The 25,019-nt window shown below is 71.4% G+C and carries 22 protein-coding genes; 9 read left to right on the forward strand and 13 right to left on the reverse strand.

What is annotated here, in order from left to right; all coding sequences use genetic code 11:
• Nucleotides 1-8 precede the first annotated feature (8 nt).
• On the forward strand, nucleotides 9-1,211 hold the full coding sequence (locus ACIPJ2_RS06785; protein ID WP_402728129.1) for a PP2C family protein-serine/threonine phosphatase: 1,203 nt from the start codon (nucleotides 9-11) through the stop codon (nucleotides 1,209-1,211).
• Nucleotides 1,212-1,268: 57 nt separating this feature from the next.
• Here ACIPJ2_RS06785 and ACIPJ2_RS06790 read toward each other — a convergent pair whose 3' ends face one another.
• Together ACIPJ2_RS06790 and purD are read right to left on the reverse strand one after the other, a co-directional pair.
• Nucleotides 1,269-2,144: a phosphoribosylaminoimidazolesuccinocarboxamide synthase gene (locus ACIPJ2_RS06790; RefSeq protein WP_402728130.1), complete on the reverse strand. Its 876-nt coding sequence runs from the start codon at nucleotides 2,142-2,144 to the stop codon at nucleotides 1,269-1,271.
• The gene (gene purD / locus ACIPJ2_RS06795) at nucleotides 2,141-3,409 is read right to left on the reverse strand and encodes a phosphoribosylamine--glycine ligase (protein WP_402728131.1); all 1,269 of its coding nucleotides are present in this window, start codon (nucleotides 3,407-3,409) and stop codon (nucleotides 2,141-2,143) included. The genes ACIPJ2_RS06790 and purD overlap by 4 nt, the downstream gene beginning before the upstream one ends.
• A 57-nt stretch (nucleotides 3,410-3,466) precedes the next feature.
• Between purD and ACIPJ2_RS06800 the strand changes: the two genes are divergently transcribed.
• A complete protein-coding gene (locus tag ACIPJ2_RS06800; RefSeq protein ID WP_402728132.1) occupies nucleotides 3,467-3,829 on the forward strand; it encodes a sterol carrier family protein in 363 nt (120 codons plus the stop codon).
• Nucleotides 3,830-4,109: 280 nt separating this feature from the next.
• Here ACIPJ2_RS06800 and ACIPJ2_RS06805 read toward each other — a convergent pair whose 3' ends face one another.
• Nucleotides 4,110-6,680 (reverse strand): LuxR C-terminal-related transcriptional regulator, encoded by a 2,571-nt coding sequence (locus ACIPJ2_RS06805; protein ID WP_402728133.1) that lies wholly within the window; start codon nucleotides 6,678-6,680, stop codon nucleotides 4,110-4,112.
• A 108-nt stretch (nucleotides 6,681-6,788) separates the two neighbouring features.
• Here ACIPJ2_RS06805 and ACIPJ2_RS06810 point away from each other — a divergent pair, with 108 nt between their 5' ends.
• Complete coding sequence (locus tag ACIPJ2_RS06810; RefSeq protein WP_402728134.1) at nucleotides 6,789-7,184, forward strand: hypothetical protein; 396 nt, start codon at nucleotides 6,789-6,791, stop codon at nucleotides 7,182-7,184.
• Nucleotides 7,185-7,263: 79 nt separating this feature from the next.
• Here ACIPJ2_RS06810 and purF read toward each other — a convergent pair whose 3' ends face one another.
• Nucleotides 7,264-8,721 carry an amidophosphoribosyltransferase gene (gene purF, locus ACIPJ2_RS06815; RefSeq protein WP_281266914.1) on the reverse strand — a complete coding sequence of 486 codons (1,458 nt, stop codon included), beginning with the start codon at nucleotides 8,719-8,721 and terminating at the stop codon, nucleotides 7,264-7,266.
• Nucleotides 8,722-8,793: 72 nt separating this feature from the next.
• Between purF and purM the strand changes: the two genes are divergently transcribed.
• Nucleotides 8,794-9,888 carry a phosphoribosylformylglycinamidine cyclo-ligase gene (purM, locus tag ACIPJ2_RS06820; RefSeq protein ID WP_402728135.1) on the forward strand — a complete coding sequence of 365 codons (1,095 nt, stop codon included), beginning with the start codon at nucleotides 8,794-8,796 and terminating at the stop codon, nucleotides 9,886-9,888.
• 483 nt (nucleotides 9,889-10,371) lie between these two features.
• On the opposite strand, the gene ACIPJ2_RS06825 is transcribed toward purM, so the two are convergent.
• Nucleotides 10,372-10,593 carry a DUF3073 domain-containing protein gene (locus tag ACIPJ2_RS06825; RefSeq protein ID WP_281266916.1) on the reverse strand — a complete coding sequence of 74 codons (222 nt, stop codon included), beginning with the start codon at nucleotides 10,591-10,593 and terminating at the stop codon, nucleotides 10,372-10,374.
• Between the two features lie 161 nt (nucleotides 10,594-10,754).
• Between ACIPJ2_RS06825 and ACIPJ2_RS06830 the strand changes: the two genes are divergently transcribed.
• Nucleotides 10,755-11,864 carry an FAD-dependent oxidoreductase gene (locus ACIPJ2_RS06830; RefSeq protein WP_402728136.1) on the forward strand — a complete coding sequence of 370 codons (1,110 nt, stop codon included), beginning with the start codon at nucleotides 10,755-10,757 and terminating at the stop codon, nucleotides 11,862-11,864.
• A gap of 68 nt (nucleotides 11,865-11,932) precedes the next feature.
• Here ACIPJ2_RS06830 and ACIPJ2_RS06835 read toward each other — a convergent pair whose 3' ends face one another.
• The 4 genes from ACIPJ2_RS06835 to ACIPJ2_RS06850 form a co-directional block, all read right to left on the reverse strand.
• Complete coding sequence (locus ACIPJ2_RS06835) at nucleotides 11,933-12,373, reverse strand: DoxX family protein (protein WP_402728137.1); 441 nt, start codon at nucleotides 12,371-12,373, stop codon at nucleotides 11,933-11,935.
• A gap of 159 nt (nucleotides 12,374-12,532) precedes the next feature.
• Nucleotides 12,533-12,769 carry a DUF3072 domain-containing protein gene (locus tag ACIPJ2_RS06840; protein WP_281266919.1) on the reverse strand — a complete coding sequence of 79 codons (237 nt, stop codon included), beginning with the start codon at nucleotides 12,767-12,769 and terminating at the stop codon, nucleotides 12,533-12,535.
• A 113-nt stretch (nucleotides 12,770-12,882) separates the two neighbouring features.
• Nucleotides 12,883-13,617 carry a hypothetical protein gene (locus ACIPJ2_RS06845; RefSeq protein ID WP_402728138.1) on the reverse strand — a complete coding sequence of 245 codons (735 nt, stop codon included), beginning with the start codon at nucleotides 13,615-13,617 and terminating at the stop codon, nucleotides 12,883-12,885.
• A 30-nt stretch (nucleotides 13,618-13,647) separates the two neighbouring features.
• Complete coding sequence (locus tag ACIPJ2_RS06850; protein WP_402728139.1) at nucleotides 13,648-15,909, reverse strand: APC family permease; 2,262 nt, start codon at nucleotides 15,907-15,909, stop codon at nucleotides 13,648-13,650.
• 130 nt (nucleotides 15,910-16,039) lie between these two features.
• On the opposite strand from ACIPJ2_RS06850, the gene ACIPJ2_RS06855 reads away from it, so the two are divergent.
• A complete protein-coding gene (locus ACIPJ2_RS06855) occupies nucleotides 16,040-16,828 on the forward strand; it encodes a MerR family transcriptional regulator (protein WP_402728140.1) in 789 nt (262 codons plus the stop codon).
• A 153-nt stretch (nucleotides 16,829-16,981) separates the two neighbouring features.
• On the opposite strand, the gene ACIPJ2_RS06860 is transcribed toward ACIPJ2_RS06855, so the two are convergent.
• From ACIPJ2_RS06860 to ACIPJ2_RS06870, 3 genes are all read right to left on the reverse strand, one after another.
• On the reverse strand, nucleotides 16,982-17,569 hold the full coding sequence (locus ACIPJ2_RS06860) for a PadR family transcriptional regulator (RefSeq protein WP_402728141.1): 588 nt from the start codon (nucleotides 17,567-17,569) through the stop codon (nucleotides 16,982-16,984).
• Nucleotides 17,566-18,402, reverse strand: a complete 837-nt coding sequence (locus tag ACIPJ2_RS06865) for a DUF4097 family beta strand repeat-containing protein (RefSeq protein WP_402728142.1) — start codon at nucleotides 18,400-18,402, stop codon at nucleotides 17,566-17,568. The genes ACIPJ2_RS06860 and ACIPJ2_RS06865 overlap by 4 nt, the downstream gene beginning before the upstream one ends.
• A gap of 112 nt (nucleotides 18,403-18,514) precedes the next feature.
• Nucleotides 18,515-19,177 carry a YitT family protein gene (locus ACIPJ2_RS06870; RefSeq protein ID WP_402728143.1) on the reverse strand — a complete coding sequence of 221 codons (663 nt, stop codon included), beginning with the start codon at nucleotides 19,175-19,177 and terminating at the stop codon, nucleotides 18,515-18,517.
• Between the two features lie 61 nt (nucleotides 19,178-19,238).
• Between ACIPJ2_RS06870 and ACIPJ2_RS06875 the strand changes: the two genes are divergently transcribed.
• From ACIPJ2_RS06875 to ACIPJ2_RS06885, 3 genes are all read left to right on the forward strand, one after another.
• Nucleotides 19,239-20,717 (forward strand): PLP-dependent aminotransferase family protein, encoded by a 1,479-nt coding sequence (locus ACIPJ2_RS06875; RefSeq protein WP_402728144.1) that lies wholly within the window; start codon nucleotides 19,239-19,241, stop codon nucleotides 20,715-20,717.
• Nucleotides 20,718-20,842: 125 nt separating this feature from the next.
• Complete coding sequence (locus ACIPJ2_RS06880) at nucleotides 20,843-21,493, forward strand: DUF6518 family protein (protein ID WP_402728145.1); 651 nt, start codon at nucleotides 20,843-20,845, stop codon at nucleotides 21,491-21,493.
• A 66-nt stretch (nucleotides 21,494-21,559) separates the two neighbouring features.
• The gene (locus ACIPJ2_RS06885) at nucleotides 21,560-24,715 is read left to right on the forward strand and encodes an efflux RND transporter permease subunit (protein ID WP_402728146.1); all 3,156 of its coding nucleotides are present in this window, start codon (nucleotides 21,560-21,562) and stop codon (nucleotides 24,713-24,715) included.
• Here ACIPJ2_RS06885 and ACIPJ2_RS06890 read toward each other — a convergent pair.
• On the reverse strand, nucleotides 24,712-24,963 hold the full coding sequence (locus tag ACIPJ2_RS06890) for a hypothetical protein (RefSeq protein ID WP_402728147.1): 252 nt from the start codon (nucleotides 24,961-24,963) through the stop codon (nucleotides 24,712-24,714). The two genes, ACIPJ2_RS06885 and ACIPJ2_RS06890, sit on opposite strands and share 4 nt — an antisense overlap.
• Nucleotides 24,964-25,019: the final 56 nt, after the last annotated feature.

Consider the following 25,019-nt stretch of genomic DNA (forward strand, 5'->3'; position numbering starts at 1 on the left):
GTTGGTGCATGACCGGTGAGACCGCGACGATCCTGACGCCCGACTCCGCATCGGAAGCCGTGCGTCGCGGGGCGCTCCTCGCCGCGCTCGACGTGGTGAACGGCAGCGCCGAGGAGCGGTTCGAGCGGATCACCCGCATCGCGCGAGAGGCCTTCGGCGTCTCCGGGTCGTTCCTCAACCTCGCCGGTGAGACCCACCTGCTCCTGAAGTCGCAGCAGATCGAAGCGCGGTTCGACCCGTTCATCCCGCTCGAGGACACGTTCTGCGGTCGCACGCTCGGGCAGGACGGGCCGGTCCTCGTCCCCGACGCGCAGGCCGACCCGCGCTACGCGGACCTACCGATGGTCACCAGCGACCCGAACGTCCGGTTCTACGCCGGCGTCCCGCTGCGCGTCGGGAGCGACGCCCTCAAGGTCGGCACCCTCTGCCTCATCGACCCGACGCCGCGGACGCTCGGCGCCGATGACCTGGCGCTCCTCGAGGAGCTCGGGACCTGGGCGGAGCGCGAGCTCGCAGCCGGCGCGGACGAGGACCGGATGCGATCGGTGCTCGCCGGGCTGTCCCCGCGGGAGGTGTCGGTGCCCGGCTACGCGATCTCCGGGCTGTCGGTGCCGCACGGCGTCGTCTCCGGGGACTTCCACGAGTGGCACCTCTCGGACGGTGCGCTGTACGTGACCGTCGCGGACGTGATGGGGAAGGGCATGTCGGCCGGGCTCCTCGCCGCCGGCATCCGCGGGGCCGTGCTCGCTCGCGGTACCGCCGAGCCGTCGGCGGCGATCGCCGGGGTCGAGGCCCAGGTCGCGCCGGAGCTCGGTCGCGCGTCGTCGTTCGCCACGCTGTTCCACGGACGGCTCGACCCGGCGTCTGGCCGACTCGACTCGGTCGATGCCGGCCACGGGCTCGTGCTGCAGCTGCACGCCGACGGCACCGAGACGATCCACCGGTCGCTCGACCTGCCGATCGGCCTGCACCCGTCCGGGGTTCCGCGTTCGACGGGCTCCCTCCTGCTCGAGCCGGGTGACACGCTCATCGTGGTCAGCGACGGGGCGCTCGAGCTCTTCGACTCCACGCTCGCGTCGCTCTCGAGGCTCGGCGGCGTCTACCGTGCGTCCGGGTCGTCGCAGGAGTTCCTCGAGCGGGTGCGGGCGCGTGCGGCGTCGCACGACCCGGGCGACGACCTCACCGTCGTCGTGCTCTCCCGCGACGCCTGACGCGCGACGCGCGCGTCGCGCCGCGGGCGTCCGAGCAGCCCTGGCGGACGGGCGCGGTCAGGCGCCGAGGCGCTCGATGAGCTCGCGGTAGCGGGCGGCCGTGCGCTCGACGATCTCGTCGGGGAGGACCGGCGGCGTGCCCTGCTTGTCCCAGTTGGCGCTGAGCCAGTCGCGCACGATCTGCTTGTCGAACGAATCGGTGCGGTTGCCCTCGGCGTAGGTCGTGGCGTCCCAGTAGCGGCTGGAGTCGCTCGTCAGGACCTCGTCCCCGATGCGGATCTGTCCGTCGGCGTCGTGCCCGAACTCGAACTTGGTGTCCGCGATGATGACACCGCGCTCGAGGGCGATCGCCGCCGCCTCGGAGTAGACGTGCAGCGAGCGGTCCCTGAGCTGCGTCGCGACCTCGGCGCCGACGAGCTCGACGGTCCGCTCGAACGAGATGTTCTCGTCGTGCTCGCCCTGGGGCGCCTTGTACGCGGGCGTGTAGATCGGCTCCGGCAGCCGGTCGCCGTTCGAGAGCCCGGCGGGGAGCGGCACGCCGCAGACGCTGCCCGACTCCTGGTACTCCACCCAGCCGCTGCCGACGAGGTAGCCGCGGACGACGCACTCGACGGGGAACATCCGCAGGGGCATGACGTGCATCGAGCGGGAGGCCACCGAGTCGGGCACCGGTGTGCTGGTCGCCGTCGGGGTCAGCAGGTGGTTCGGGACGTCGCCGAGCTGGGTGAACCAGAACCGGGACAGGCGCGTGAGGAGCTCGCCCTTGCCGGGGATCGGCGGCTCCAGTGCGAAGTCGTACGCGCTGACGCGATCCGACGCGACGAGGAGCAGCTCGGTCGCGGTGGCGACCGAGGCGGTGTCGGCCGGGACGTAGAGCTCGCGGACCTTGCCGGAGGAGACGTGCTGCCAGCCGTCGACCGCGGGCGCGCTCATCGGGTGACCTTCGCGGCGATGTCGGTGCGGAACTGGGCACCGTCGAGCGTGATGTCGTGCAGGCCGGCGTAGGCACGGTCGCGGGCTTCGGTGAAGTCGGAGCCGGTGGCGACGACGCTGAGCACGCGCCCGCCCGTCGCGACGAGGTCGCCGTCCAGCAGGCCCGTCGCGGCGTGCAGCACGGCGACGCCGTCTCGGGCGTTCGCCGCGTCGATGCCGGAGATCGGACGGCCGGTCTGCGGGTTCTCGGGGTAGCCCTGGCTGGCGAGGACCACCGTCACCGCGGCGTCGTCGCGGAACTCGGGCTCCGGGGCGCCGCCGAGCTGACCCGTCGCGGCCGCCAGCATCAGCGCGCTGAGCGGGGTCGCGAGGCGGGGGAGGACCACCTGGGTCTCCGGATCGCCGAAGCGCGCGTTGAACTCGATGACGCGGACGCCCTGTTCGGTGACGATGAGCCCGCAGTAGAGGAGCCCGACGAACGGCGTGCCCTCGTGCTCGAGTCGGCGGACCGTGGGGAGCGCGACGAGGTCGGCGACCTCTGCCACGAAGGCGGCTTCTGAGCCCCATCGGTCGGCGAGCCAGGGTAGCGGCGAGTACGCGCCCATGCCGCCGGTGTTCGGACCGACGTCGCCGTCGCCGAGACGCTTGTAGTCCTGTGCGGGGCTGAGCGCGCGGACGTCGTGACCGTCGCTGAGGAAGAACAGCGAGACCTCTTCGCCATCGAGGAACTCCTCGACCACGATCGGGCCGTGCTGGAGCCAGTAGGTCGCGTGGTCGATGGCGGCCTGACGGTCCTCGGTGACGAGGACGCCCTTGCCGGCGGCGAGCCCGTCGGCCTTGACGACGTGGGGTGCGCCGAGTTCGTCGATCGCGGCGACGGCTTCGTCGATGGTGCCTGCGGAGACCGGGCGGCCCGTCGGCACGTTCGCCGCCGACATGATGCGCTTGGCGAAGGCCTTCGATCCTTCGAGCGCTGCAGCGGCCTTGCTCGGACCGAAGACCGGGATGCCGCGGGTGCGGACGGGGTCCGCGACACCGGCGATGAGCGGCGCTTCCGGACCGACCACGACGAGTTCGATGCCGTTCTCGATCGCGTACTCGGCGACGAGGGCACCGTTCGTCGGGTCGATCGACACGGTCTCGACGTCGGCGGCGATGCCGGCGTTGCCCGGTGCCGCTGTGATGACGTGGCCGGCCTGTTCTGCCAGGAGCGCCGTGATGATCGCGTGCTCGCGGGCACCGGAACCGAGGACGAGGATTCGCACCCGATCACCCTACCGAGCCCGACCGCTGCCTCGCGATGCACCGGCTAGCCTGTGGACATGCCGAGCAGGACCATCGACGACGCCGAGGGAGCCGCGGCGCTCCGAGCCGTGCTCGCCGGTGCGACCGACCGGCCGACGACGGCGACGGCGGTCAGGTGGACGCTCCAGCGTCTCGCCGAGGACGTCCCGGGGAACAGCGTCGAGGTGCGGGTCCCGCCGTTCGCAGCCGTCCAGGCGGTCCCGGGCCCGAGGCACACGCGCGGGACACCGCCGAACGTGGTCGAGACCGACGCGGCCACGTGGATCGCGCTGGCGACGGGCACGCTGACCTGGACCGAGGCGGTCTCGGCAGCGCGGGCGAGTGCGTCGGGCGCGCGGGCGGACCTCACGGCATACCTGCCGGTGCGGACCGGCGTCTGACGACACGCCGAGTGCATACCGATCGGCATCGAATTAGGTAGTCCCTACCGATGTGGCACAGCGACCCGGGCACGTAGCGTGGGAACCGAGTTGAAGTCGCCGGGATTCGGACCCGACCCGAACGGGTCCGAACCCGGCGACAGCGACCACCGTACGCGATGTCCGGCCCTTCGTGTGCACCATTCGGCGTGGCGTGCTGCATTCCGCAACGGAACTGCGGTTCCCGGCCCGCAGAGCGCGCATCAGAGCAGTTCGGTGAACGCAGAGCAGCTCGGTGATCTCAGAGCAGTTCGGCGAGCTCCGACCGTGCGTGCAGGTCCCACTTCCCGAACACGCGCGACAGGTGGGCGTCGATCGTCCGGACCGACAGCCCGAGCTGCTCGGCGATCCGCCGGTTCGAGAGCCCCTGGGCAGCCAGTGCCGCGACCTCGTACTCGCGGCGGGTGAGCGGAGGACGCTGCGCCCGACCCGCCGTGACGGCCATGCCGTGCGTCGCGAGGACGGCTTGCGCGTCGGCGATCCGCGTGCGGTCCCGCGACCGGATGGCGTCCGCGTACTCGACGATCGCGCTCGCGAGCGGGCCGTCGACCCGTGTCGCTGCTTCGCGCATGCGGTCGAGTGACGCGGTGGAGTCCCGCCCGTTCAGCATGTCCATCGAGTAGTGCAGCGTCTGCGCGTACAGGACGTGCATCCACGCCCCGCTCGCGGCCGCCCGGTCCATCAGCTCGTCGGCGTGCCGGAGCCCAGCGGGGTTGCCGAGCACCGCCTCGGTCCAGCAGATGGTCGTCGCGATCTGGTCCCCGGTGATGCGCATCGCCCGGGGCGGGGTCGCTCGGGCGTGCTCGAGTGCGGCGTTCGCCTCCTCTGCCCGGCCGGAGAAGGCGTACGCCATGGCGAGCCGTGCCCAGGGGTAGGCGCCGAAGCCACCGTGGTCGGCCACCGCGTACCGCTCGCACGCGGCCGAGAACGCCGTGATCGCGTCGTCCCACCGGCGCTGCCCGATCGCGAGGTTGCCGGCACCGATGAGCTCGAGGGTGAAGTCGTACTTCAGGAACGGGCTCGACCGGTTCAGCGAGACCTGGGTGATGAGGCCGTCCATGTCGCCCCGCCACACCTGGACCTGGTGCAGCACGGACATCAGCTCGCCCACGCTCCACGGAGCCTCTTCGATGTGTGCGGTCGCGGTCGTCAGCGCCGCCGTGCCGAGGCGCATCGCGTCGTCGAGCCGGCCGGCCGTCGCCAGTGCCATCACGGCGCACGGCGCGAGGCAGAGGAACGACATCGGCACGGTCGGGGCGTCCACGATCCCGGAGCGTTCGATCTCGGCACGGATCTCCCCGAACCGACCGCCCCAGCCGAGGTGCGACAGTCGGAGCAGGCGGAGCCGTTCGGCGGCCTCGGGACCGACGAACCCGATCGCGACGTCGGTCAGGGCGACGGCCGCCAGGGTGTCGTCGTCGTGGAACTGCCGGATGTTCGCGAGCGTCTCGCACGCCTCGATGACGGCGTCGTCGTCGACAGTGCCGGCACCGGCGATCGCCCACGCCGCCTCGGCATCGGCGCGTCCGGCCTCACGCCCCTCGCTGTAGCCGTGGGCGAGCGACCGCAGGCAGAGCGCGGCCACCCGCTGGGTCGGCGAGAGCTCGGCCCGGAGCGCGGCGGTGGCCAGGGCGACCGCGCTCTCGAGCTCCTGCAGCCGCACGGCGACGTGCGCCGCGTCCAGCAGCTGCGGCACCGGCGGCAGCACCCCGCACTCGAGCGCCCACAGCGCAGCCCGGAGTCGCGCGGCCGGCAGTGCCCCGGAGTCGAGGTCGGCGCGGAAGGCGTTCGCGCGGGCGAACAGCATCGTCCGGCGCGCGACCGGCACCAGGGACCGGACGACCTCGCCGACGAGGGGGTGCGACGGCCGGACCGCTGGGGCGCCCTCGTCGAGCGAGTCGATCCGGACGAGTCCGAGCGCCACGACCCGGTCGACGTCGCCGCCGCTCACCAGCCCGAGCAGTCGGGACAGCGGGATCGGGTCGGCGAGCGCGACGATGTCGACGACGTCGCGGAGGTCCTCCGGCAGTGCGCCGAGTTCCGTGCGGTACATGTCGGCGAGGCTGTTGGACGCGGTGATGCGCCCGCGCCAGTACCAGCCGGACGCCGTGTGCTCGAGGGCCCCCGAGGTCAGCGCGGCACGGACGACCTCTCGGAGGTAGAGCGGGTTCCCGGCGGTCGCCCGGTGCACCCGTTCGACCGACGCCGCCTCGAGCGGGGCTCCCAGCGCCTGGCCGATGAGCGCCGCGGTGTCGTGGACGTCGAGCGGGTCGAGGTCGATCCGCTCGAGGACGTCGTCCTGCCACAGTGCGCGGAGCGGCTCGGCGAGCGCGGTGAAGTCGCGGCAGGTCAGCACGATCCTGGCGCCCTGGTTCCGCACGAGCCACGCGACGTACCTGGCGGAGATCGCGTCGAGGTGGTCGGCGTCGTCCACCCGCAGCAGCAGGTCGCGGTCGACGAGGTCCGCCGTTTCGCGCAGCCGCTGTTCGGCGCCCGCCTCGTCGGCGAGGAGTTCCTCCGGGAGTTCACCGAGGCGCTCGGACACGGCGCCGAACGGCATCGACGCCCCGGTCGCCACGGCGGTGATCGGCACGACGAGCGTCCTGCCTTCGGAGTCACGTCGTGCGACCCGGTCGGTCACCCGTGCGGCAGCGGTGCTCTTCCCGAGCCCTGGTGCGCCGACCAGGGCGACGCTGCACCGGTGGTCGGCGACGACGGCGACGGCGCGGTCCTCTTCCCGCCGCTGCGCGATCGGCCACGAGATGCGCGCCGGGACACCGGGGTGTCGGTCAGCCGCCGTCGATCCGTTCACCCCGCGTCACCTCCACCCGTGGGATACCACTCGATCCGCTCCATCCTCTCGCGGATCCGCACGCGAACACAGGCCGGAGCACGTCCCACAGTGGGGGACAATGGACTCGTGAGCAACACCGATCGACCCGACGACGCTCCGGTCCCGACGCCCGGCACCGTCTCCTCCTCCGACGAGGTCACCATCCGTCGCGCCCCGAAGTTCGGCGTCTTCATCGTCGGTGGAGCGCTCCTCGGCTTCGTCGTCACGCTGATCGTGATCTCGCTCACCATGAACCTCGACCGCGGCGACCAGCAGGAGACGCAGAGCTTCGGCAGCCTGGTGGGGTACTTCGGCCTCTGGGGCGTCGCCATCGGCGGGTTCGTCGGCGCGGTCGTCGCGATCGTCCTGGACCGCGTGCTCTCCCGCCGCGCGGCGCGGCTCACCGCGGAGCGCGTCGAGGTGGAGCTGCCGCCGGAGACCGTGGAGGGCGAGATCGAGGACCACGGCGACCAGGCGCGCTGACGCGCGCACAGACGGACGGGAGGCCCGGTGCCAGCTGGCACCGAGCCTCCCGTCTTTCTCTGGTGGCGGAGCCGCCGGATCAGCTGAGCTGGTTCGCCTCGACCCAGGACAGGTACTCCGGGCTCACCGTGCCGGTGACGTACTCACCGGTGAAGCAGCTCATCTCGAGGTCCGTGACGTCGGAGCCCTCGATGATGGCGTCCCGCATGTCGCCGATCTCCTGGTAGATCAGGTGGTCGCTGCCGAGCACCCGGTTGATCTCGGGGATCTTGCGGTCGTGCGCGATGAGCTCCGCGCGGGTCGGCATGTTGATGCCGTACACGTGCGGGTAGCGCACCGGGGGAGCGGCGGAGGTGAACGTGACCTCGTTCGCGCCGGCGGCACGGGCCATCTCGACGATCTCCTTGCTCGTCGTGCCGCGCACGATGGAGTCGTCGACGATGAGGATGTTCTTGCCCTTGAACTCGGACGACATCGCGTTGAGCTTCTGGCGCACGGACCGCTTGCGCTCCGCCTGCCCCGGCATGATGAACGTCCGGCCGACGTAGCGGTTCTTGTAGAAGCCCTCGCGGTACTCGATGCCGAGCTTCTGTGCGACCTGCATCGCTGCGGGGCGGCTCGAGTCCGGGATCGGCATCACGACGTCGATGTCGCCGGTCGGGGCGTGCTGCGCGATCGTGTCAGCCAGACGGTTGCCGAGGCGCAGGCGGGCGTCGTACACGGAGATGCCGTTCATCACCGAGTCCGGACGGGCCAGGTAGACGTACTCGAACGAGCACGGGACCAGGCGCGGGTTCGCCGCGCACTGGCGGGCGTGCATCGTGCCGTCCATCTCGACGAAGATCGCCTCGCCGGGAGCGACGTCGCGGACGATGTCGTACCCGCCGGACTCCAGCACGAGCGACTCGGACGCGACGACCCACTCGGACTTGCCGGCGTCGTCGAACTTGTGGCCGAGGATCAGCGGCCGGATGCCGAACGGGTCGCGGAACGCGAGCAGTCCGTGCCCGGCGATCGTCGCGATGGCGGCGTACGAGCCCTCCACCCGCTGGTGCACGCGCTCGACGGCGTCGAACACCTGGCCCGGGTCGAGGTCGGCCCCACGCACCTGGCCCTGGAGCTCGTGCGCCAGGACGTTCACCAGGAGCTCGGTGTCCGAGCTCGTGTTGAGGTGCCGGCGGTCGATGTCGAAGAGTTCACGCGTCAGTTCCCGCGTGTTCGTCAGGTTGCCGTTGTGGACGAGGACGATGCCGTACGGCGCGTTCACGTAGAACGGCTGCGCTTCTTCCTCGTTGCTGGCGGCACCCTTCGTGGCGTACCGGACGTGGCCCAGTCCCATGGTCCCGAGGAGGGCGCGCATGTCACGGGTGCGGAAGGACTCGCGGACGTGCCCGCGGGTCTTGTGCATGTGGTGGATGTGACCCTCGACCGTGGCGATGCCCGTCGAGTCCTGTCCCCGGTGTTGCAGGAGGAGCAGAGCGTCGTAGATGGATTGATTAGCAGGCCCCTGCGCAACGAGGCCGACGATGCCGCACATTCGCGGTGTGCTCCAGACCGTAGAATCGGGTGGTACCGAACAAGTCTGCCATGCCACGACGGAGGACTCCGCATGCCCAACCCGTACGCAGAGGCCGGGGTCGACACCGCCGCAGGTGATCTGGCCGTCGAGCTGATGAAGTCCGCAGTCGCGGCGACGCACAATGACTCGGTCCTGGGTGGTGTCGGTGGGTTCGCCGGGCTGTACGACGTCTCCTTCCTGAAGGACTTCTCACGGCCGCTGCTCGCGACCTCGACCGACGGCGTCGGCACGAAGGTCGCCATCGCGCAGGCGATCGACAAGCACGACACCATCGGCCAGGACCTCGTCGGCATGGTCGTCGACGACATCGTCGTGGTCGGTGCGAAGCCGATGTTCATGACCGACTACATCGCGTGCGGCCGGGTCGTGCCGTCCCGGATCGCGGACATCGTCGCCGGGATCGCCCGCGGCTGCGCCGAGACCGGCACCGCGCTGGTCGGCGGCGAGACCGCCGAGCACCCCGGGCTCCTCGGGCCGGACGACTACGACGTCGCGGGCGCGGCGGTGGGCGCTGTCGAGGCTGACTCCGTTCTGGGTGCCGATCGCGTTCTCGACGGGGATGTCGTCCTGGCGATCGCGTCCTCCGGTCTGCACTCGAACGGGTACTCGCTCGTCCGGCACATCCTCTCGACCCGCGGGGTCGGGTACACGGACTCGCTGCCGGAGTTCGGCGGGCTCGTGGGTGAGGCGCTGCTGGAGCCGACCCGGCTCTACACCTCCCCGCTGCTCTCCGTGATCTCCTCGAGCGACGGTGCGGTCCACTCGCTCTCGCACGTGACCGGTGGTGGCATCGCGGCGAACCTGGCACGCGTGCTGCCCGTCGGCTCCTGGGTCGAGGTCGATCGTTCGACGTGGGAGCCCCTCCCCGTGTTCCGCGTGCTCGCCTCCATGGCGGGGATGCCGATCGAGGACACCGAGAGCACGTGGAACCTCGGCATCGGCATGTTCGCGGTCGTGTCGGCTGCGGCCACTGGCTCGGTCATCGACGCGCTCGGGACGGCCGGGCTCGCGGCGTGGCAGGTCGGCACGGTGTCGATGTCCGCGCGGGACCTCGACGGGTTCGAGCAGGGGGCGAAGGGCGTCGACGGCGGCGCCGTGCGGCTCGTGGGGAGCTACGCCGGCTGACTCCGCGCGGGGTCGTCGGGTCGCGTCGCGTGCTGGCTCGACGCGGTCGCTCTGTCGACGCAGGACGACACCGTCGCGGTCGTACGACAGCGGGCCTGTCGTTGGTTGCGGGCGCGGGCTGTTGCGGGTGCAAGGTGCGACACAACCGTTGTCGTACGACGGTGGCCCTGTCGTTGGTTGACGGCGCGGGCTGTTGCGGGCGCGGGCTGTTGCGGGTGCAAGGTGCGACACAACCGTTGTCGTACGACAGCGAGCCTGTCGTTGGTTGCGGGCGCGGGCTGTTGCGGGTGCAAGGTGCGACACAACCGCTGTCGTACGACAGCGGGGCTGTCGTTGGTTGCGGGCGCAGGTTGTTGCGGGTGCAAGGTGCGACACAACCGTTGTCGTACGACAGCGAGCCTGTCGTTCTGGGTCGCGAGGGCGAGCGGCACGCGGAAACGCCGCGTCACCCCGGAGGGTGCGCGGCGTCAGCTGACCAGGAGGTCAGGCGGACTTGTTCTGGTCCTGCTGGGGCTCGAACTCGTCGTCGCCCTCGAGCTGGTCATCCCCGTATTGGTCTGCCCAGCGGTCGACGTAGGAGTTCTCGTCCGAGTCGTGCCCGGCGGAGAGCTCGCGTTCGAGCGCACCGTAATTCGTCTCCGGGCTGAAGTACTTCAGCTCCCGGGCGACCTTGGTGTGCTTTGCCTTCTGACGGCCGCGCCCCATGCGTGACCCCCTCGTGATCGGCTCGTGTCCGGTGCTACGGGAGACGAGTCATCACCCGGAGAATCCGAACGGTTCGTGGTTGGAAATCTGCCGATCACTCTACCATGTACCCCTATCTGGACATGGCCGAGCGGTGCGCGCGTCCAGCAGAATCGGATGTGATGACGGACGCGACACCGACCCCTGACGACCAGCACGCCCGGGTGGTCGTGATCGGTGCGGGGCAGGCCGGTCTCTCCGTGGCCTACCACCTGCGCCGGCTCGGTCTGCGGCCGGGGAGCGACGTGGTCGTCCTGGACCGGGCGCCGAGCACGGGCGGCGCGTGGCAGTACCGCTGGGAAGCGCTCCGGCTCGGGTCCGCCCACCGCGTGCACGACCTCCCCGGCATGCGGGCGATGGGCCTGCGGTTCGACGACGCCGATCGGTCCCGCCCCGCGCGCGACGTCGTCGGTGAGTACTACCGCCGGTTCGAGCAGCACTACGACCTCCAGGTCCGACGGCCGGTCACTGTGACGAGCGTCACCCGTGCGGGAACCGGACTGTGCGTGACGACCCGGACGCCGGACGGCCGTGTCTCCCGGATCACGGCGGATGTGGTCGTCTCCGCGGCTGGAACCTGGGGCACGCCCTTCGTCCCGTGGTACCCGGGGCGCGACACCTTCCGCGGGCGGCAGATCGACACGACCGAGTACCGGTCGGCTTCGGAGTTCCGCGGGCAGGACGTCGTCGTGGTCGGCGGCGGGACGAGCGCGATCGGCTTCCTCCTGGAGCTCGACGGCGTCGCGCGGTCGACGAGGTGGTTCACCCGTCGACCGGTGGAGTGGTCCGACACCGCCGGGCTCGACCTGGAGTCGGCGGTCGCCGCGGTGGACGAGCAGGACCGCGCGGCCCGGGCAGGGGAAGCCCTGCCGAGCATCGTCAGCGGCACAGGCGTCCCGGTGTCACGCCGCATCCGCGCGGGGATCGACCGCGGGGTCCTGCACCCGGAACCCGTGTTCGTCGCGATGGAGCCGGACGGGGTGGTCACCCGCGAGGGCGAGCACGTCCACGCTGACGCGGTGATCTGGGCGACGGGCTTCCGGGCCGACCTCCGGCACCTCGCACCGCTGGGGCTCCGGACATCGGGCGGCGGCGTGGTGGTCGCGGACGGGCGGTCGGCGGACGAGCCCCGGCTGTTCCTCGCCGGCTACGGTCCCCAGGCGTCGACGATCGGGGCGAACCGGGCCGGCCGGCTCATCGCGCGCCAGGTGATGGATGAGCTCTCGGCCTGAGCGACGGTCCTCGGGCACGGGCCCGCGAGAAGTGTCGCTGGGCGCGAAACGGAGCCCGGACGGCGCCCCTACGCGGGCAGCGGCTCCGCGACACCACGCCGACGCCGCGACGCGCGCAGCACCAGCGCATCGAGGGACAGGCGGCCCGGCCCGGTCAGCGCCACGGCGAGGGCACCGGCGGCCAGGACGAGCACGTACTCGAACCCGCCCTCCTGCGAGAAGAACCCGGCGGACGCGTGTGCCAGGAACCCCGCGACGACCATGTCGACCGCGAGCAGCACACCGACGAACCTGGTGGCGACCCCGAGCACGAGGAGCGCACCACCGACGAGCTCGAGCCCGGCGACCAACGGCGCCGCGATCGATGCGAGCGGCACTCCCATTCCGGCGAAGCCGTCGGCGACGGCGGGGATGCCCTGCCCGAACTTCTGCGCGCCGTGGGCGATGAACACCACGCCGAGGACGACGCGGAGGACGGTGAGGCCGATCGAGGTCGATGTCGTTCGCATGGCCCCGACCGTAACCAGTGACGTGTCATCGATCGCCCCTCGTTCGGGGGTCTGCCCGGGTATCGCCAGGACATGCCCAGCCCCGGGTCCCCAGAACGACGGACAGAGCCGACGACGGACAGCGCCGACGACGGACAACTCCGCCGCCGGCGCGACACGTCAGGAGTCGCCGCGCCCCGTCTTCGACTGCAGTCGGTCGATGTGCTCCGACGCCTCGGCCTTGGTCAGGTCCGCGGGGAGCTCCTCGCCGGCTTCGCGCGCCAGCGTGTCGAGGTAGCTCCGCTGCGGCCCGGTCATCGGCTCGTCACCGGTGACCCAGGTCTCCGGGTCCTTGCTCGCGTCGGTCGTGGGGTCGGGGCGGGCGCCGCCGAGGGTTTCACCAGTGCTGTCACTCATGCGCCGGACGCTACGCGCGACCCACGACACCACGGTCAGCCCGAGCGCCCCCACGGGGGACAAACGTCAGCCGGACATCCGGACAGCCGGACAGCCGGACAGCCGGACAGCCGTCAGACCGGTACCGCCGTGTACCGCACCAGGTCCGGCCCGACCTCGTTCGCCGCGATCGGCACCGACCGCCCCTCCCGGGTGATCCAGAGCGTGTTGCCCGGCTCGTCGAGCCGCTCGACCGGGGACAGCGACCCGTCCAGCAGCACCGCGGCGGACACGCTCACCCGTCCGGACGCGGGCCGCGGCGGGAGCCCCGGCACGTCGTCCGCATACGCCGGGTACGTCCCCGGTGCCAGGAGCGGGCTGATCGGCGTCGTCACGATCTCCACGCCGGCCGCGCCGGAGGCGGTCACCGCGTCAGCGGTGACGACGACCAGTCGGACCACCTGGTCCTTCGGCAACGGCAGGTCCACGACCCCCGACCCGGCCAGTGCGCGGAACGCGGGCCGACCGTCGGGGCCGAGGTGGGCCTCCAGGCCGTCGATGCGGACGCGACCGCGTCCACGCGTGTCCGCGTAGGTGCCGGGCTGCAGGTCGGAGCGACGCGCCTCGAGCGACGACACCACGATCCGGTCGGGTCGGTACCAGTCGCGGAGGGTGGCCGGGTCGACCCAGCCGATGCTCGCGGTGCCGACCGGCCGCTCGTCGAGCGCGCCGATCGGGTGCTCGCCGCGCACCGCGACGAGCCCCTCGTACCGGTCGTCGGAGTGGTCGAGGACCTCGACGCGCTTGGACACCTTGCCGCCGTGGCCGTCGAACGTCGCGAAGGTGCGCAGGTCGGGTGCGTCGGTCATGGGTTCAGATCGTATGCCGGGAGGCGCGGATCACTCCGCAGACGTCGGCGTGCGTCCGGGGGACGCCGGCACCAGGACCTGCATCTCACCGGTGCAGAGGGCCGGGTCCACCCCGTCCGCCGGCCCGGCCGGGCGGCTCGCGCGTCGCGACTGCATGCTGGCGCGCTGCGCGGGACTGAGGAGGTTGTTGCGCTGGTCGGAGCGGAGGACGCGGTCCTCCTCCTCGCTGCGGAAGACGCCGTTCGGCGAGCGGCGGAGCGCCGGTCGGACGGGGTCGCCACGGCGCTCCTGGCCGGGGAACGGCCGCGAGCGGCGGCCGTAGAGCAGTTCGGACGAGTCGAGGAGCCACGGCACCAGCGCCACGGTGACGCCGTGAACGAGCAGGAGCTTCTTGCGGATCCGACGACCGCGGTGGTTGTGGAGGAGTCCCTCCCACCAGTGGCCGACGACGAAGACGGGGGTGTAGACCGTGACGACCTCGGAGCCGTGCTCCATCCGGTGTGCCTTGATGTACTTGATCAGCGGCATCGAGATGTCGCGGTACGGGCTCGGGACGATGGTGAGCGGGACCTCGATGCCGTGCTCGGCCCACTGCTCGACCAGGAGTGCGGCTTCGGCCTCGTCGATGGAGACGTGCACGGCCTCGAGGCCGGCGTGCTTCGCGGCGATGGCGTAGTCGAGCGCCTTGAGCACCGGCTTCTGCAGCTTGTTCACGAGGACGATCGCGTGGTCGCCCGTCGCGCCGAACTCCGTCTCGACGTCGGCTTCGATCTCGTGCTTGACGTCGCGGTAGTAGCGGTTCACGCCGAGCATCAGCACGAACAGGACCGGCATGATGACGAAGACCAGCCACGCCCCGTGCGTGAACTTCGTGATCGTGACGATGACCAGGACGACGAAGGTGAACGTGGCGCCTGTCGCGTTGATGAGCCGGGAGCGGATGACCTGGCCGCGGTTCAGCGGTGGTTCGCCGTCGGCCGCGGCGGTGCCGTCGTCGCGTTCGCGGTCCTCGCGCAGCAGCCGGGTCCAGTGCCGCACCATGCCCGTCTGCCCGAGCGTGAACGACACGAAGACACCGATGATGTAGAGCTGGATGAGGCTCGTGACGTTTGCCCGGTAGACCACGAGCAGCGCGGCCGCGACGAGCGCCAGCACGATGACGCCGTTCGAGTAGATGAGGCGGTCGCCGCGCGTGGAGAGGGCCTTCGGCGCGTAGGAGTCGCGCGCCAGGATCGAGCCGAGCAGCGGGAAGCCGTTGAACGCGGTGTTCGCGGCGAGGAGCAGGACGGCAGCGGTCGTCGCCTGGATGACGAAGAACAGGATCGTGTTGTTCCCGAACGTCGCCGACGCGATCTGGGCGATGAGGGAACGCTGCGGTGTCGTGGCGCAGTTCGCGAAGCCCTGCAGGTCGCACGCGCTCTCGGCGTAGTGCACGCGGGACACCAGCGCCAGGGTGATGAGGCCGACGAACAGGACGATCGCGATGCCGCCCATGAACACGAGCGTCATCTGGGCGTTCTTGACCTTCGGTCGGCGGAAGGCCTGCACGCCGTTCGCGATCGCCTCGACGCCGGTCAGCGCCGAACAGCCGGACGCGAAGGCACGGAGGAGCAGCAGGATGAACGCCGCCTGCGTCGTGTGCTCGACGTTCTGCACCGTGTACTCGGCGGACTCGGCCACGGGGGCGTTTCCCGCGAGCACCCGGATCAGGCCGGTCACGACCATGACGAACACGCTCGCCACGAACAGGTAGGTCGGGACGGCGAAGGCCTTGCTCGACTCCCGCACGCCGCGGAGGTTCGCGGCCGCGAGCAGGATGACGAAGACCAGCGCGAGCTCGACGCGGAACTCGTTGAGGACCGGGAGCGCGGAGATGATGTTGTCCACACCGGAGGCCACCGACACGGCGACCGTCATCACGTAGTCGACGAGCAGGGCGCTCGCGACGACGAGACCGGCCTTCTCGCCGAGGTTGCGGTGTGCGACCTCGTAGTCGCCGCCGCCGGACGGGTACGCCTTGATGAGCTGCCGGTAGGAGGCGACGACCACCAGCAGCAGCAGGACCACGAGCGCGGCGACCCACGGCGCGAAGGTGAGGAACGACATCCCGCCGAGCAGCAGGATCATCAGGAGTTCCTGCGGCGCGTACGCCACGCTGGACAGCGGGTCGCTCGCGAAGATCGGCAGTGCCAGGTGCTTCGGGAGGAGCTGTCCTTCGAGCTTCTCGGAGGGGAGGGGATCCCCGATCAGCCGCGACTTCAGCGACCGGATCTCGTTCGTCACGAGCGGCAAACCTACTCAATTCCGGGCGCGAGTCAACACGGGTCGAGGGGTCGGTATTCCGCTTCCGTCGAACGCGACCCCGGCGGATCCCCCGAAAGCCCTTGCGGTTGACGCTGCGTCAACCGCTACCGTCGCCTCCATGAGGGAATCGACAGACACGGCGTCGCCAGCTGCCAAAGCCCCGCACGGCATCGCCGACGTGGCGCGTTCGGCGGGGGTGTCGAGCAGGACGCTCCGGCACTACGACGCCATCGGACTGCTCCCGGCCACGGCGGTCGGTGACGGCGGACTCCGCCGGTACGACGACCGTGCGCTCGTCCGGTTGCAGCGCATCCTGCTGCTCCGGGGGCTCGGGCTCGGGCTGCCGGCGATCCGCGAGGTCCTCGACGGCGAGCTCGACGACGTCGCCGCCCTCACCGCGCACGTGGCGTGGCTGGAACGCGAACGGGACCGTCTCGCTCGGCAGCTCGCCGCGGTGCGCACCACCATCACGAGACTCCGGAAGGGAGAGGACATGAACACGGACGACACGTTCGACGGGTTCGACCAGTCGCGGTTCCGCGCCGAGGTCGAGGAACGCTGGGGTGCGGACGCGTGGCAGCGCGGCACGACCTGGTGGGACGCGAAGGACGCAGCCGGCAAGGAGGCGTTCCAGGCCGAGCAGCGCGCCATCGCCGCCGACGCGGCAGCGCTCGCCGCGTCCGGTGACGGGCCGGCGTCCTCGCGCGGGGTCGCGCTCGCGCGGCGCCAGTTCGCCTGGCTGGCGCAGGCGACCCCGCCCGCCGAGCTCACCGCGGAGCGCTTCCGCACCCTCGCCGACATGTACGTGGCGGACGAGCGGTTCACGCACGCTTATGAGTGGGCGGGCGCCGGTGCGTCCCGCGCGTTGCGCGACGCGATGCACGCGTTCGCCGACGCGGCGTTGTAGGCGGAAGCGCGGCGGCCGCGCGGCGGCGCGGCGCGGTTCGCTCCCGCACAACCGAAAGCACTCCGCACCACGGGTTTCCGCGGTGCGGAGTGCTTTCGGTTGTGCGGCGAGCGGACGGGAGGCGGGGGTCGCCTCCGCCCCGTCGGCGCGGACTCAGAGGGACTTGCGCAGGTCCTCGAGCCCATCGCGCAGGCGCGTCACGGTGTCCGCGGTGAGCGTGCCACGTGTCGCACGGCGGCGCAGGTCGGCGCGGACCTGCTGCCGGAACGACGACAGTGCCATCTCGAGCTCGCGGAGGGCGCGGGCGCTCTCGGACGGGACGGAGACGGGTTCCTCGGTGTTCGTCGACTGCGCGTTCGTCGACTGCGCTGACGCGGCGAGGTCGGCGCGGAGGGACCGCATCGCGTCGCTGACCGAGGCGCGGACACCGTCGGCGAGGGACTTCACCGAGTCGTTCACGCCGGCCTCGAGCGAGGCGATCTCCTCGCTGCGAGCGGTGAGCTCGGCGCGGCCCGCATCGGTGATCGCGTAGACGGTCTTGCGGCCGTCGGCGGTCTTGGAGACGAGGCCGTCCTCCTCCAGCTTCGCCAGGCGCGGGTAGACCGTGCCGGCGCTCGGGACGTACGTGCCGCCGAAGCGGTCCCCGAGGGCCTGGATGACCTCGTACCCGTGCATCGGGTGGTCGGCGAGCAGGACGAGCAGGTACAGCCGCAGGTGGCCGTGGGCGAAGACCGGACTCATTCGAACACCTCGCTCTCGGTGTCCGCTGGCGTCGTCACCGGCGGGGCGTGCAGCACGGCGATGTCCCCGGACACCGAGTTCACCCGGAGGTCGAGCCACTGGCCGGAGAGCTCCCCGCCCTGCTTGACGTACGAGCCCCTGACGCCCTTGATCTCGGCGTCGTCGAACTGGAGCTTGCCGGACGCCGTGCTGACGGTGCACCGGAAGGCGACGCCGTCCTCGAGCCGGACGCTCACCGAGCCGGACACGGTGTTGACGCGCGCCGAGTCCGGCGTGCCGTGCAGGTCGAGCACGACGTCGGCGGACACGCCGTCGGCCGAGAACCGCGGGATCGCACCGGTCGCGACGACGTCGCCCGAGACGGTGTGCACCGTGAGGGCGCCGTCGAGGTCGCGCATGGTGGTCGCGCCGGACACCGCGTTCACGGTGACGTCACCCGCGACGCCGTCCACGACGACGTCCCCGGAGACGGTGTTGAGCGTCGCGCCGCGGTTCGTGCCGGACAGCAGTGCGCCGGCCGAGACGAGGCCGAGGGTCACGCCGGCGTCACGGGGGACCAGGATGCTGACGTCGGCGTGGGCCTTGCCCCGGAAGGACTTCAGGAACCCGATGGGGTCGTCCCAGCGGATCTGCGGATGGTCGACCGTCAGGGTGTCGCCGTCCAGTTCCACCTTCAGCGGCTTGCCGGACACGCTGTGGACCTCGACGCGTGCGGTGGGTTCGTCGTGTGCGACGACGTCGACCTGCCCGCCGACGAGGCCGACGCGCAGTGACCGGACGATGCCGGTGTCGATGACCTTGGGCTCCTCGACGAGCCACTTCTCCTGAGCCATGTTGTCTCCTCGAACTCGCGATGTATCGCGTCTGGTGACGACACGTTATATCGCGTCTCGCGGATCCGCAAGAGCCGCCTGGTGCGCTGAGGTCGTCACGGCCCTGGAACCGTCACGGGACGGGCGTGGGCTCCGTGGCGGGGGTGGGGCGGGCCTCCAGGCCGGCTGCCCGGTCGGGGCTCCACGGGAACCGGCGGAAGAGCGGCATGAGCGGCTGGACCATCGGGCCGATCGCGAACGCCGCGATCACCGTGCCGACGCCGACGTCCCCGCCGAGGAACCAGCCGACGATCACGACCGTGACCTCGACCAGGGTGCGCGCGAGCCAGATCGGCCAGCCGAGTCGCTCGTGCAGCCCGACCATCAGCCCGTCGCGTGCCCCCGTGCCGAACCCGGCGCCGATGTAGAACGCCGTCGCGACCGCCAGCAGGAGCAGCCCGGCGACGAACAGCCCGATCCTGCCGAGGAGGTCCGCCGGCGTCGGGACGAGCCAGAGCACCAGGTCGGCCGACGGGCCGATCGCCAGGGCGTTCAGCAACGTGCCGATGCCGGGCTTCTGGCGGAGCGGGATCCAGAACAGCAGGATCACGCCGCTCGAGACCACGGTGATGAGGCCGAACGACCACGGCACGACGTTCTCGAGACCCTCGGTCAGGACCGTCCACGAACTCACGCCGACGATCGCCCTGACCTGCAGGGCCGTGGATGCGCCGTAGAGGAACAGGCCGACGAAGAGCTGCACGAAGCGGAGCGTGAGGGCGGTGGGGCGGGACATGGCTCCGATGCTCGCCGTGATTGGACTGCTGGTCGAGAGCCAATTGCGCTAGCGTGGATCCATGACGCCGCTCCTCCTCAGTTCCCGCTCCGCAGCGCTCCTGCTCCACGAGTGGCGCGACGGCTCCGAGGCCCCCGCGTACGAGGCCCTCGCCGATGCGATCCGCGTGCTCGTGATCGACGGCAGGATCCCGCTCGGAGCCCGGATGCCCGCCGAGCGTGGGCTGGCGGAGGCGCTCGGCGTGTCCAGGACCACCGTGGCGAACGCGTACGCCCGGCTGCGCGACTCCGGGTACCTGGTGTCCCTGCGGGGCTCTGGCAGTGTCGTGCGGTTGCCGCGGGACCTCGCGGGGCGGCCGGACCCCGAACGGCTCGGCGGAGTGGTGTCCGGCGACGTGCTCGACCTCCGCAAGGCGGCCCTGCACTCCGCGCCCGGTGTCGCCGAGGCCGTCGAACGGGCGATGCGACACGTGCCGGCGGCGCTCGCCGGCATCGGGTACGACACCGTCGGGGACCCTGGGCTGCGTGCGGCCATCGCGGCGCGGTACACCGCTCGCGGTCTGCCGACCGACCCGTCGGAGATCGTGGTGACCATCGGGGCGCAGCACGCGATCGCCCTGCTCGCGCGGGTGCTCGTCCGTCGCGGCGACGCCGTCCTCGTCGAGTCGCCGACCTACCCGCACGCGCACGAGGCCTTCCGTGAAGCCGGCGGCCGACTCGTCGGCGTGCCCGTCGACGCGCGCTCCGGATGGGACGTCGGGGTGCTCGAGACGGCGTTGCGGCGGTCGGCGCCCGCGGTGGCCTACGTGATGCCGGAGCTGCACAACCCGACGGGGGCGACGATGTCGGCGTCGGTGCGGTCCGTGCTGCTCTCCGTCGCGGCGTCGACGGGCACGACGGTGATCGCGGACGAGACGATGGGGGAGCTGCGGATCGACGGGGACGCTGCTGTGCCGTTGGCGGCGTTCGCCGGTACCGGTGCGTCCGGTGCGTCCGCCGGTTCCGGTGCGTCCGTCGTGATGATCGGGTCCGCCGACAAGGTCTTCTGGGGCGGCCTGCGGATCGGTTGGATCCGCGCGTCGCCCGACCTGCTGCAGCGGCTGTTGCTCGCCCGGCCGAAGGGCGACCTGGGCACGCCCGTCCTCGACCAGTTGGTCGCCAGGGAGCTGGTCCCGCGGACCCACGCCGTCCTGGAGGCTCGGCGCGAGTACCTGAGACATGGTCGCGACGAGGTCGTGGGGGCGTTGCGCGCGCGGCTCCCGGAGTGGGACGTCCCGTCCCCGGCCGGCGGCTTGGCGACGTGGGTCGGGCTCGGGCGGCCCGTGTCGAGCGCGCTGGTGCTCGCGGCGCGTGCCGAGGGGGTGGTGCTCGCGTCCGGCGGGGTGTTCGGGCCGGACGGTGGCTTCGAGCGGTTCCTCCGGGTGCCGTTCACCATGCCGCCCGCGGACCGGGTGCGGCTCGTCGACGTGCTCGAGCGGGCGTGGGACCGGGTCGGTGGGGCGTCGTCGGGGGTGCAGGGGTCGTTGGCCGCCGTGGTGTGACGTGCTCGGTCGTGCGCGGTCGGTCGCGGGCTGTGGGTGCGCGGTGGTGGGTCATCCGATGGGGTGACGTCGGTTCGGCCCGTGGGGTGATGTCCTCGTGTCCGGGTTCCGTCATGCTCGACGGCATGACCCCGCTCGTGTCCTCCCGCCCCGTTGCTCCGGTGCCGACCGTGCCCGCGTTCGCCCGGCTGACGATGGCGCTCGGTGGCGCGTTGCTCGCCGGGGTGCTCACGTCGTACGGGCAGGCGGTGCCCGGGCTGTCGACCGTCTCGAACTCGGCGGGCCCCTGGTTCGTCGTCGCGGTCGCGCTGCTGCTGCTCATGGGGGTCCGCATCGGCCGCGTGGGGCTGCCCGTCGCGATGGTGTCCGGGGTGGTGCTGCTCGAACTCATGCACATCGGGTACTGGGCGACGTCGAACCTCCGCGGGTACCCGGACTTCCTGTCGATCACGAACTTCTGGGTGCTGATGGCGGTCCCGGCCGGGGCGCTCGCGGGCGCGGTCGCCGTACTCGTGCGCTCGGCTGACGGACGGTGGCGCGGAGCCGCGTTCGGCGCCGTCGCCGCCGTGCTCATCGGTGAGGGGATGCGCGCGCTGCTGCGGGTCGCGGCGACCACCGGGGTCGTGGCCTGGGTCGTCGAGATCGCGGTCGGCGTCGCCGTGCTGATCGCCGGGGTCGTGGTCGCGCGCTCACCCGCCGGACGGGTGGTCGCACTCGGCGTCGGTGTCGTCGGCACGGTCGGGGTCCTCGGCGCGTACCTGTTGCTCGGCGGGTAGCTGGCCGTTCTCCACCGATCTGTTCCCCCGTGAACCGCGGCAGGGACTTGCTGCGAGGATCGGACCGTGCACCTCCTCTCGGTCTTCAGCCTGCGCAACCGTGCGCTCATCGCGCTCGTGACGATCGTGGTGGCGATCTTCGGCGGGATATCGCTGTCTAGCCTCAAACAGGAGCTCATCCCGAGCGTGCAGTTCCCGCAGATCGCGATCGTCAGCGCGTACCCGGGGGCCACGCCGGAAGTCGTCTCGAACGACGTCTCGACCAAGATCGAGCAGGGCATCCAGGCGGTGCCGGACCTCAAGTCCACCACCGCGACGTCGTCGACCGGCCAGAGCGTCGTCTCCGCCGAGTTCGACTACGGGTCCAACCTGGCGAGCGCCGAGGACAAGATCCAGACCGTGGTGAACGCCCTGTCCCTGCCGGACTCGGTGCAGACCCAGATCGTCACGGGGTCCTTCGACGACCTGCCCGTGATCCAGCTGGCGGTGTCCGGCGGCGGGGACCAGGAACAACTCGTCGACCGACTGAACGCCACGGCGGTGCCCGACCTCGAGAAGCTCGACGGGGTGCGCGAAGCCGATGTGTTCGGCAACCCGGGTCGCCGTGTGCTCATCACACCCGATCGCGACGAGCTGGCGGCGCGTGGGCTGTCCGAGACCGCGATCTCCGATGCGCTCGACGACAACGGCACGCTGATCCCCGGCGGGACGATCACCCAGGACGGCTCGACGCTCTCGGTGCAGACCGGGCAGCGGATCGCCTCGGTCGCGGACATCGAAGCGCTGCCGCTGACCGGGGGTGCTGCGGCGTCCACGATCGGCGACGTCGCCAAGGTCGCCATCACCGAGTCGCCCCGCACGTCGATCAGCCGGGTCGACGGCGAGGAATCGCTGACCATCGCGATCACGAAGACCCAGCAGGCCAACACCGTCGACGTCTCGAAGACCGTCCGTGACGCCCTGCCCGGCATCGAGTCGAAGATCACCGGGGATCCGAAGTTCACGGTCGTGTTCGACCAGGCGCCCTACATCCAGCAGTCGATCGACTCGCTCGCCGAGGAAGGGCTGCTCGGCCTCGGGTTCGCCGTGGTCGTGATCCTGGTGTTCCTGCTGTCCGTCCGGTCGACGATCGTCACGGCGATCTCGATCCCGACCTCGGTGCTGCTCGCCGCGATCGGCATGCGCGCGGCGGACTACACGCTCAACATCATCACGCTCGCTGGACTGACGATCGCGATCGGCCGCGTGGTGGACGACTCGATCGTCGTGATCGAGAACATCAAACGGCACCTGCAACCCGGGGTCGATCGGCGGCAGGCGGTGCTCGACGGGGTGCGCGAGGTCGCCGGCGCGGTGACGGCGTCGACCCTGACGACCGTCGTCGTGTTCCTGCCCGTCGCCTTCGTCGCGGAGCTCGTGGGCGAGCTGTTCCGGCCGTTCGCGCTCACCGTGTCCATGGCGCTCATCGCATCGCTGCTCGTCGCGCTGACGATCGTGCCGGTGCTGGCGTACTGGTTCCTCCGCGCGCCCAAGGGACACAAGCACGCGGGCACGGGGACCGCCGTCAGCGGCTCGGCCACGGACTCCGCGCTCCGCTCCGCCGACGACCTCCACGACGCCGGGGCTCCAGACCGCCTGCGCCGCGGCTACCTGCCGGTCCTGCACTGGGTGCTGCGGTTCCCGCTGCTCGTCGTGCTGCTGGCCGTGCTCGTGCTCGGCGGAACCGCGGCGGCGGTGCCCTTCGTGAAGACGAACTACCTCGGCGACTCCGGGCAGAACACCTTCACGGTCACGCAGGACCTCGATCCAGGTGCCTCGCTCGACGTCCAGTCCGACGCCGCCCGCAAGGTCGAGGCGCAGCTCCGGGCGGTGCGCGGCGTCGACACCGTGCAGACCACCATCGGGTCGAGCGGGCAGTCGATCCAGGCGGCGTTCGGGGGGTCTGGCACGGCGTCGATCCAGTACGCCGTCACCACCGACTCGGACGCCGACCAGACCCGCATCCAGTCGGACACCCGCAAGCGTCTCGACGGGCTGTCGGACGCCGGCACGATCTCGCTGTCGTCGTCCGGCGGCGGCTTCGGCGGCAGCAGCGACATCGAGGTGGACGTCACGGCACCGAGCCAGGCGCAGCTCAGGACCGCCGCGGACAAGGTCCTCGCCACCATGCGCGACGTCGCGCACACCACCGGGGCGTCGAGCAACCTCTCGGCGGCCGAGCCGTACCTGGCGGTGCGGGTCGACCGGTCGAAGGCGGCGGCGCTCGGGCTGACGGAGACCCAGGTCGGCGGGATCGTCGCCGCGGCCGTCTCCCCGCGGGACACCGGCACGGTCGAGATCGGCGACGCCTCGCTCGACGTGTACATCGCCGACCTGGAACCGCCGACCACCGTGCAGGCGCTCCGCGACCTGTCACTGCCGACGTCGACCGGCGTGGTGCCGCTGTCCGACGTCGCGACCGTCGAGCAGGCGGACGGCCCGACGTCCGTCACGACCTCGGACGCCGTCCGCACGGCGACGATCACCGTGACGCCGGACTCCGCGAACCTCGGGGCCGCCGTGCAGTCGGTGACGTCTGCGGTCGACGACCTCGACCTGCCGAAGGGTGCCTCGGCCACGATCGGCGGCGTTGCCTCGAGCCAGTCGTCGGCGTTCAGCCAGCTGCTGCTCGCCGCGCTGGTCGCGATCCTGATCGTCTACGTGGTGATGGTGGCGACCTTCCGGAGCCTGCGGCAGCCGCTGCTGCTCCTGGTCTCGGTGCCGTTCGCGGCGACTGGGGCGATCCTGCTGCAGATCGTCTCGGGCATCCCGATCGGCGTCGCGTCGTTGATCGGGGTGCTCATGCTCGTGGGCATCGTCGTGACGAACGCGATCGTCCTCATCGACCTCGTGAACCAGTACCGGCGCCGGGGACTCCGCGTGCGGGAGGCCATGATCGAGGGCGCGACGAAACGACTCCGGCCGATCCTGATGACGGCGCTCGCGACGATCTTCGCGCTGCTCCCGATGGCCGTCGGGCTCACCGGGCAGGGCGGCTTCATCTCGCAGCCGCTCGCGCTCGTGGTGATCGGCGGACTGGTGTCCTCGACGCTGCTGACGCTCGTCGTGCTGCCGGCGCTGTACTTCCTCGTCGAGCGGGTGTTCGAGCGACGAGCGGACCGTCGGGCGGCGGCGGACGGTGCGGGTGCCGACGGAGCAGGTGCCGGCGGTACAGGCGTCTAGCGGTCGCTCTCAGCGGGGTCGCCCGCGCCGGAGAACCACGACACGAGGACGCAGGTCAGCGTCGTCAGGAACACGATCGCGCTGAGGCCAGCCACGATCGAGGTGTGACCGGTCGCCGCGCCGTACCCACCGAACGCCATCGTCACGAAGAACGACAGCCCGAGGAGCAGTTCCGCGGCGGTGCGGACGGGGGAGTGCTGCTCCCAGGTGGTCGCCGGGCGTGCGGGGCTGGTCGTGGTGTCGGTCACCCCGGAAGTCTCCGCCGACCTGGGCTCGACCGGCAGTCCCGACTCCGGGTGCCACC

It is taken from the genome of Curtobacterium sp. NPDC090217 (assembly GCF_044746705.1).
Taxonomy (GTDB): Bacteria; Actinomycetota; Actinomycetes; order Actinomycetales; family Microbacteriaceae; genus Curtobacterium.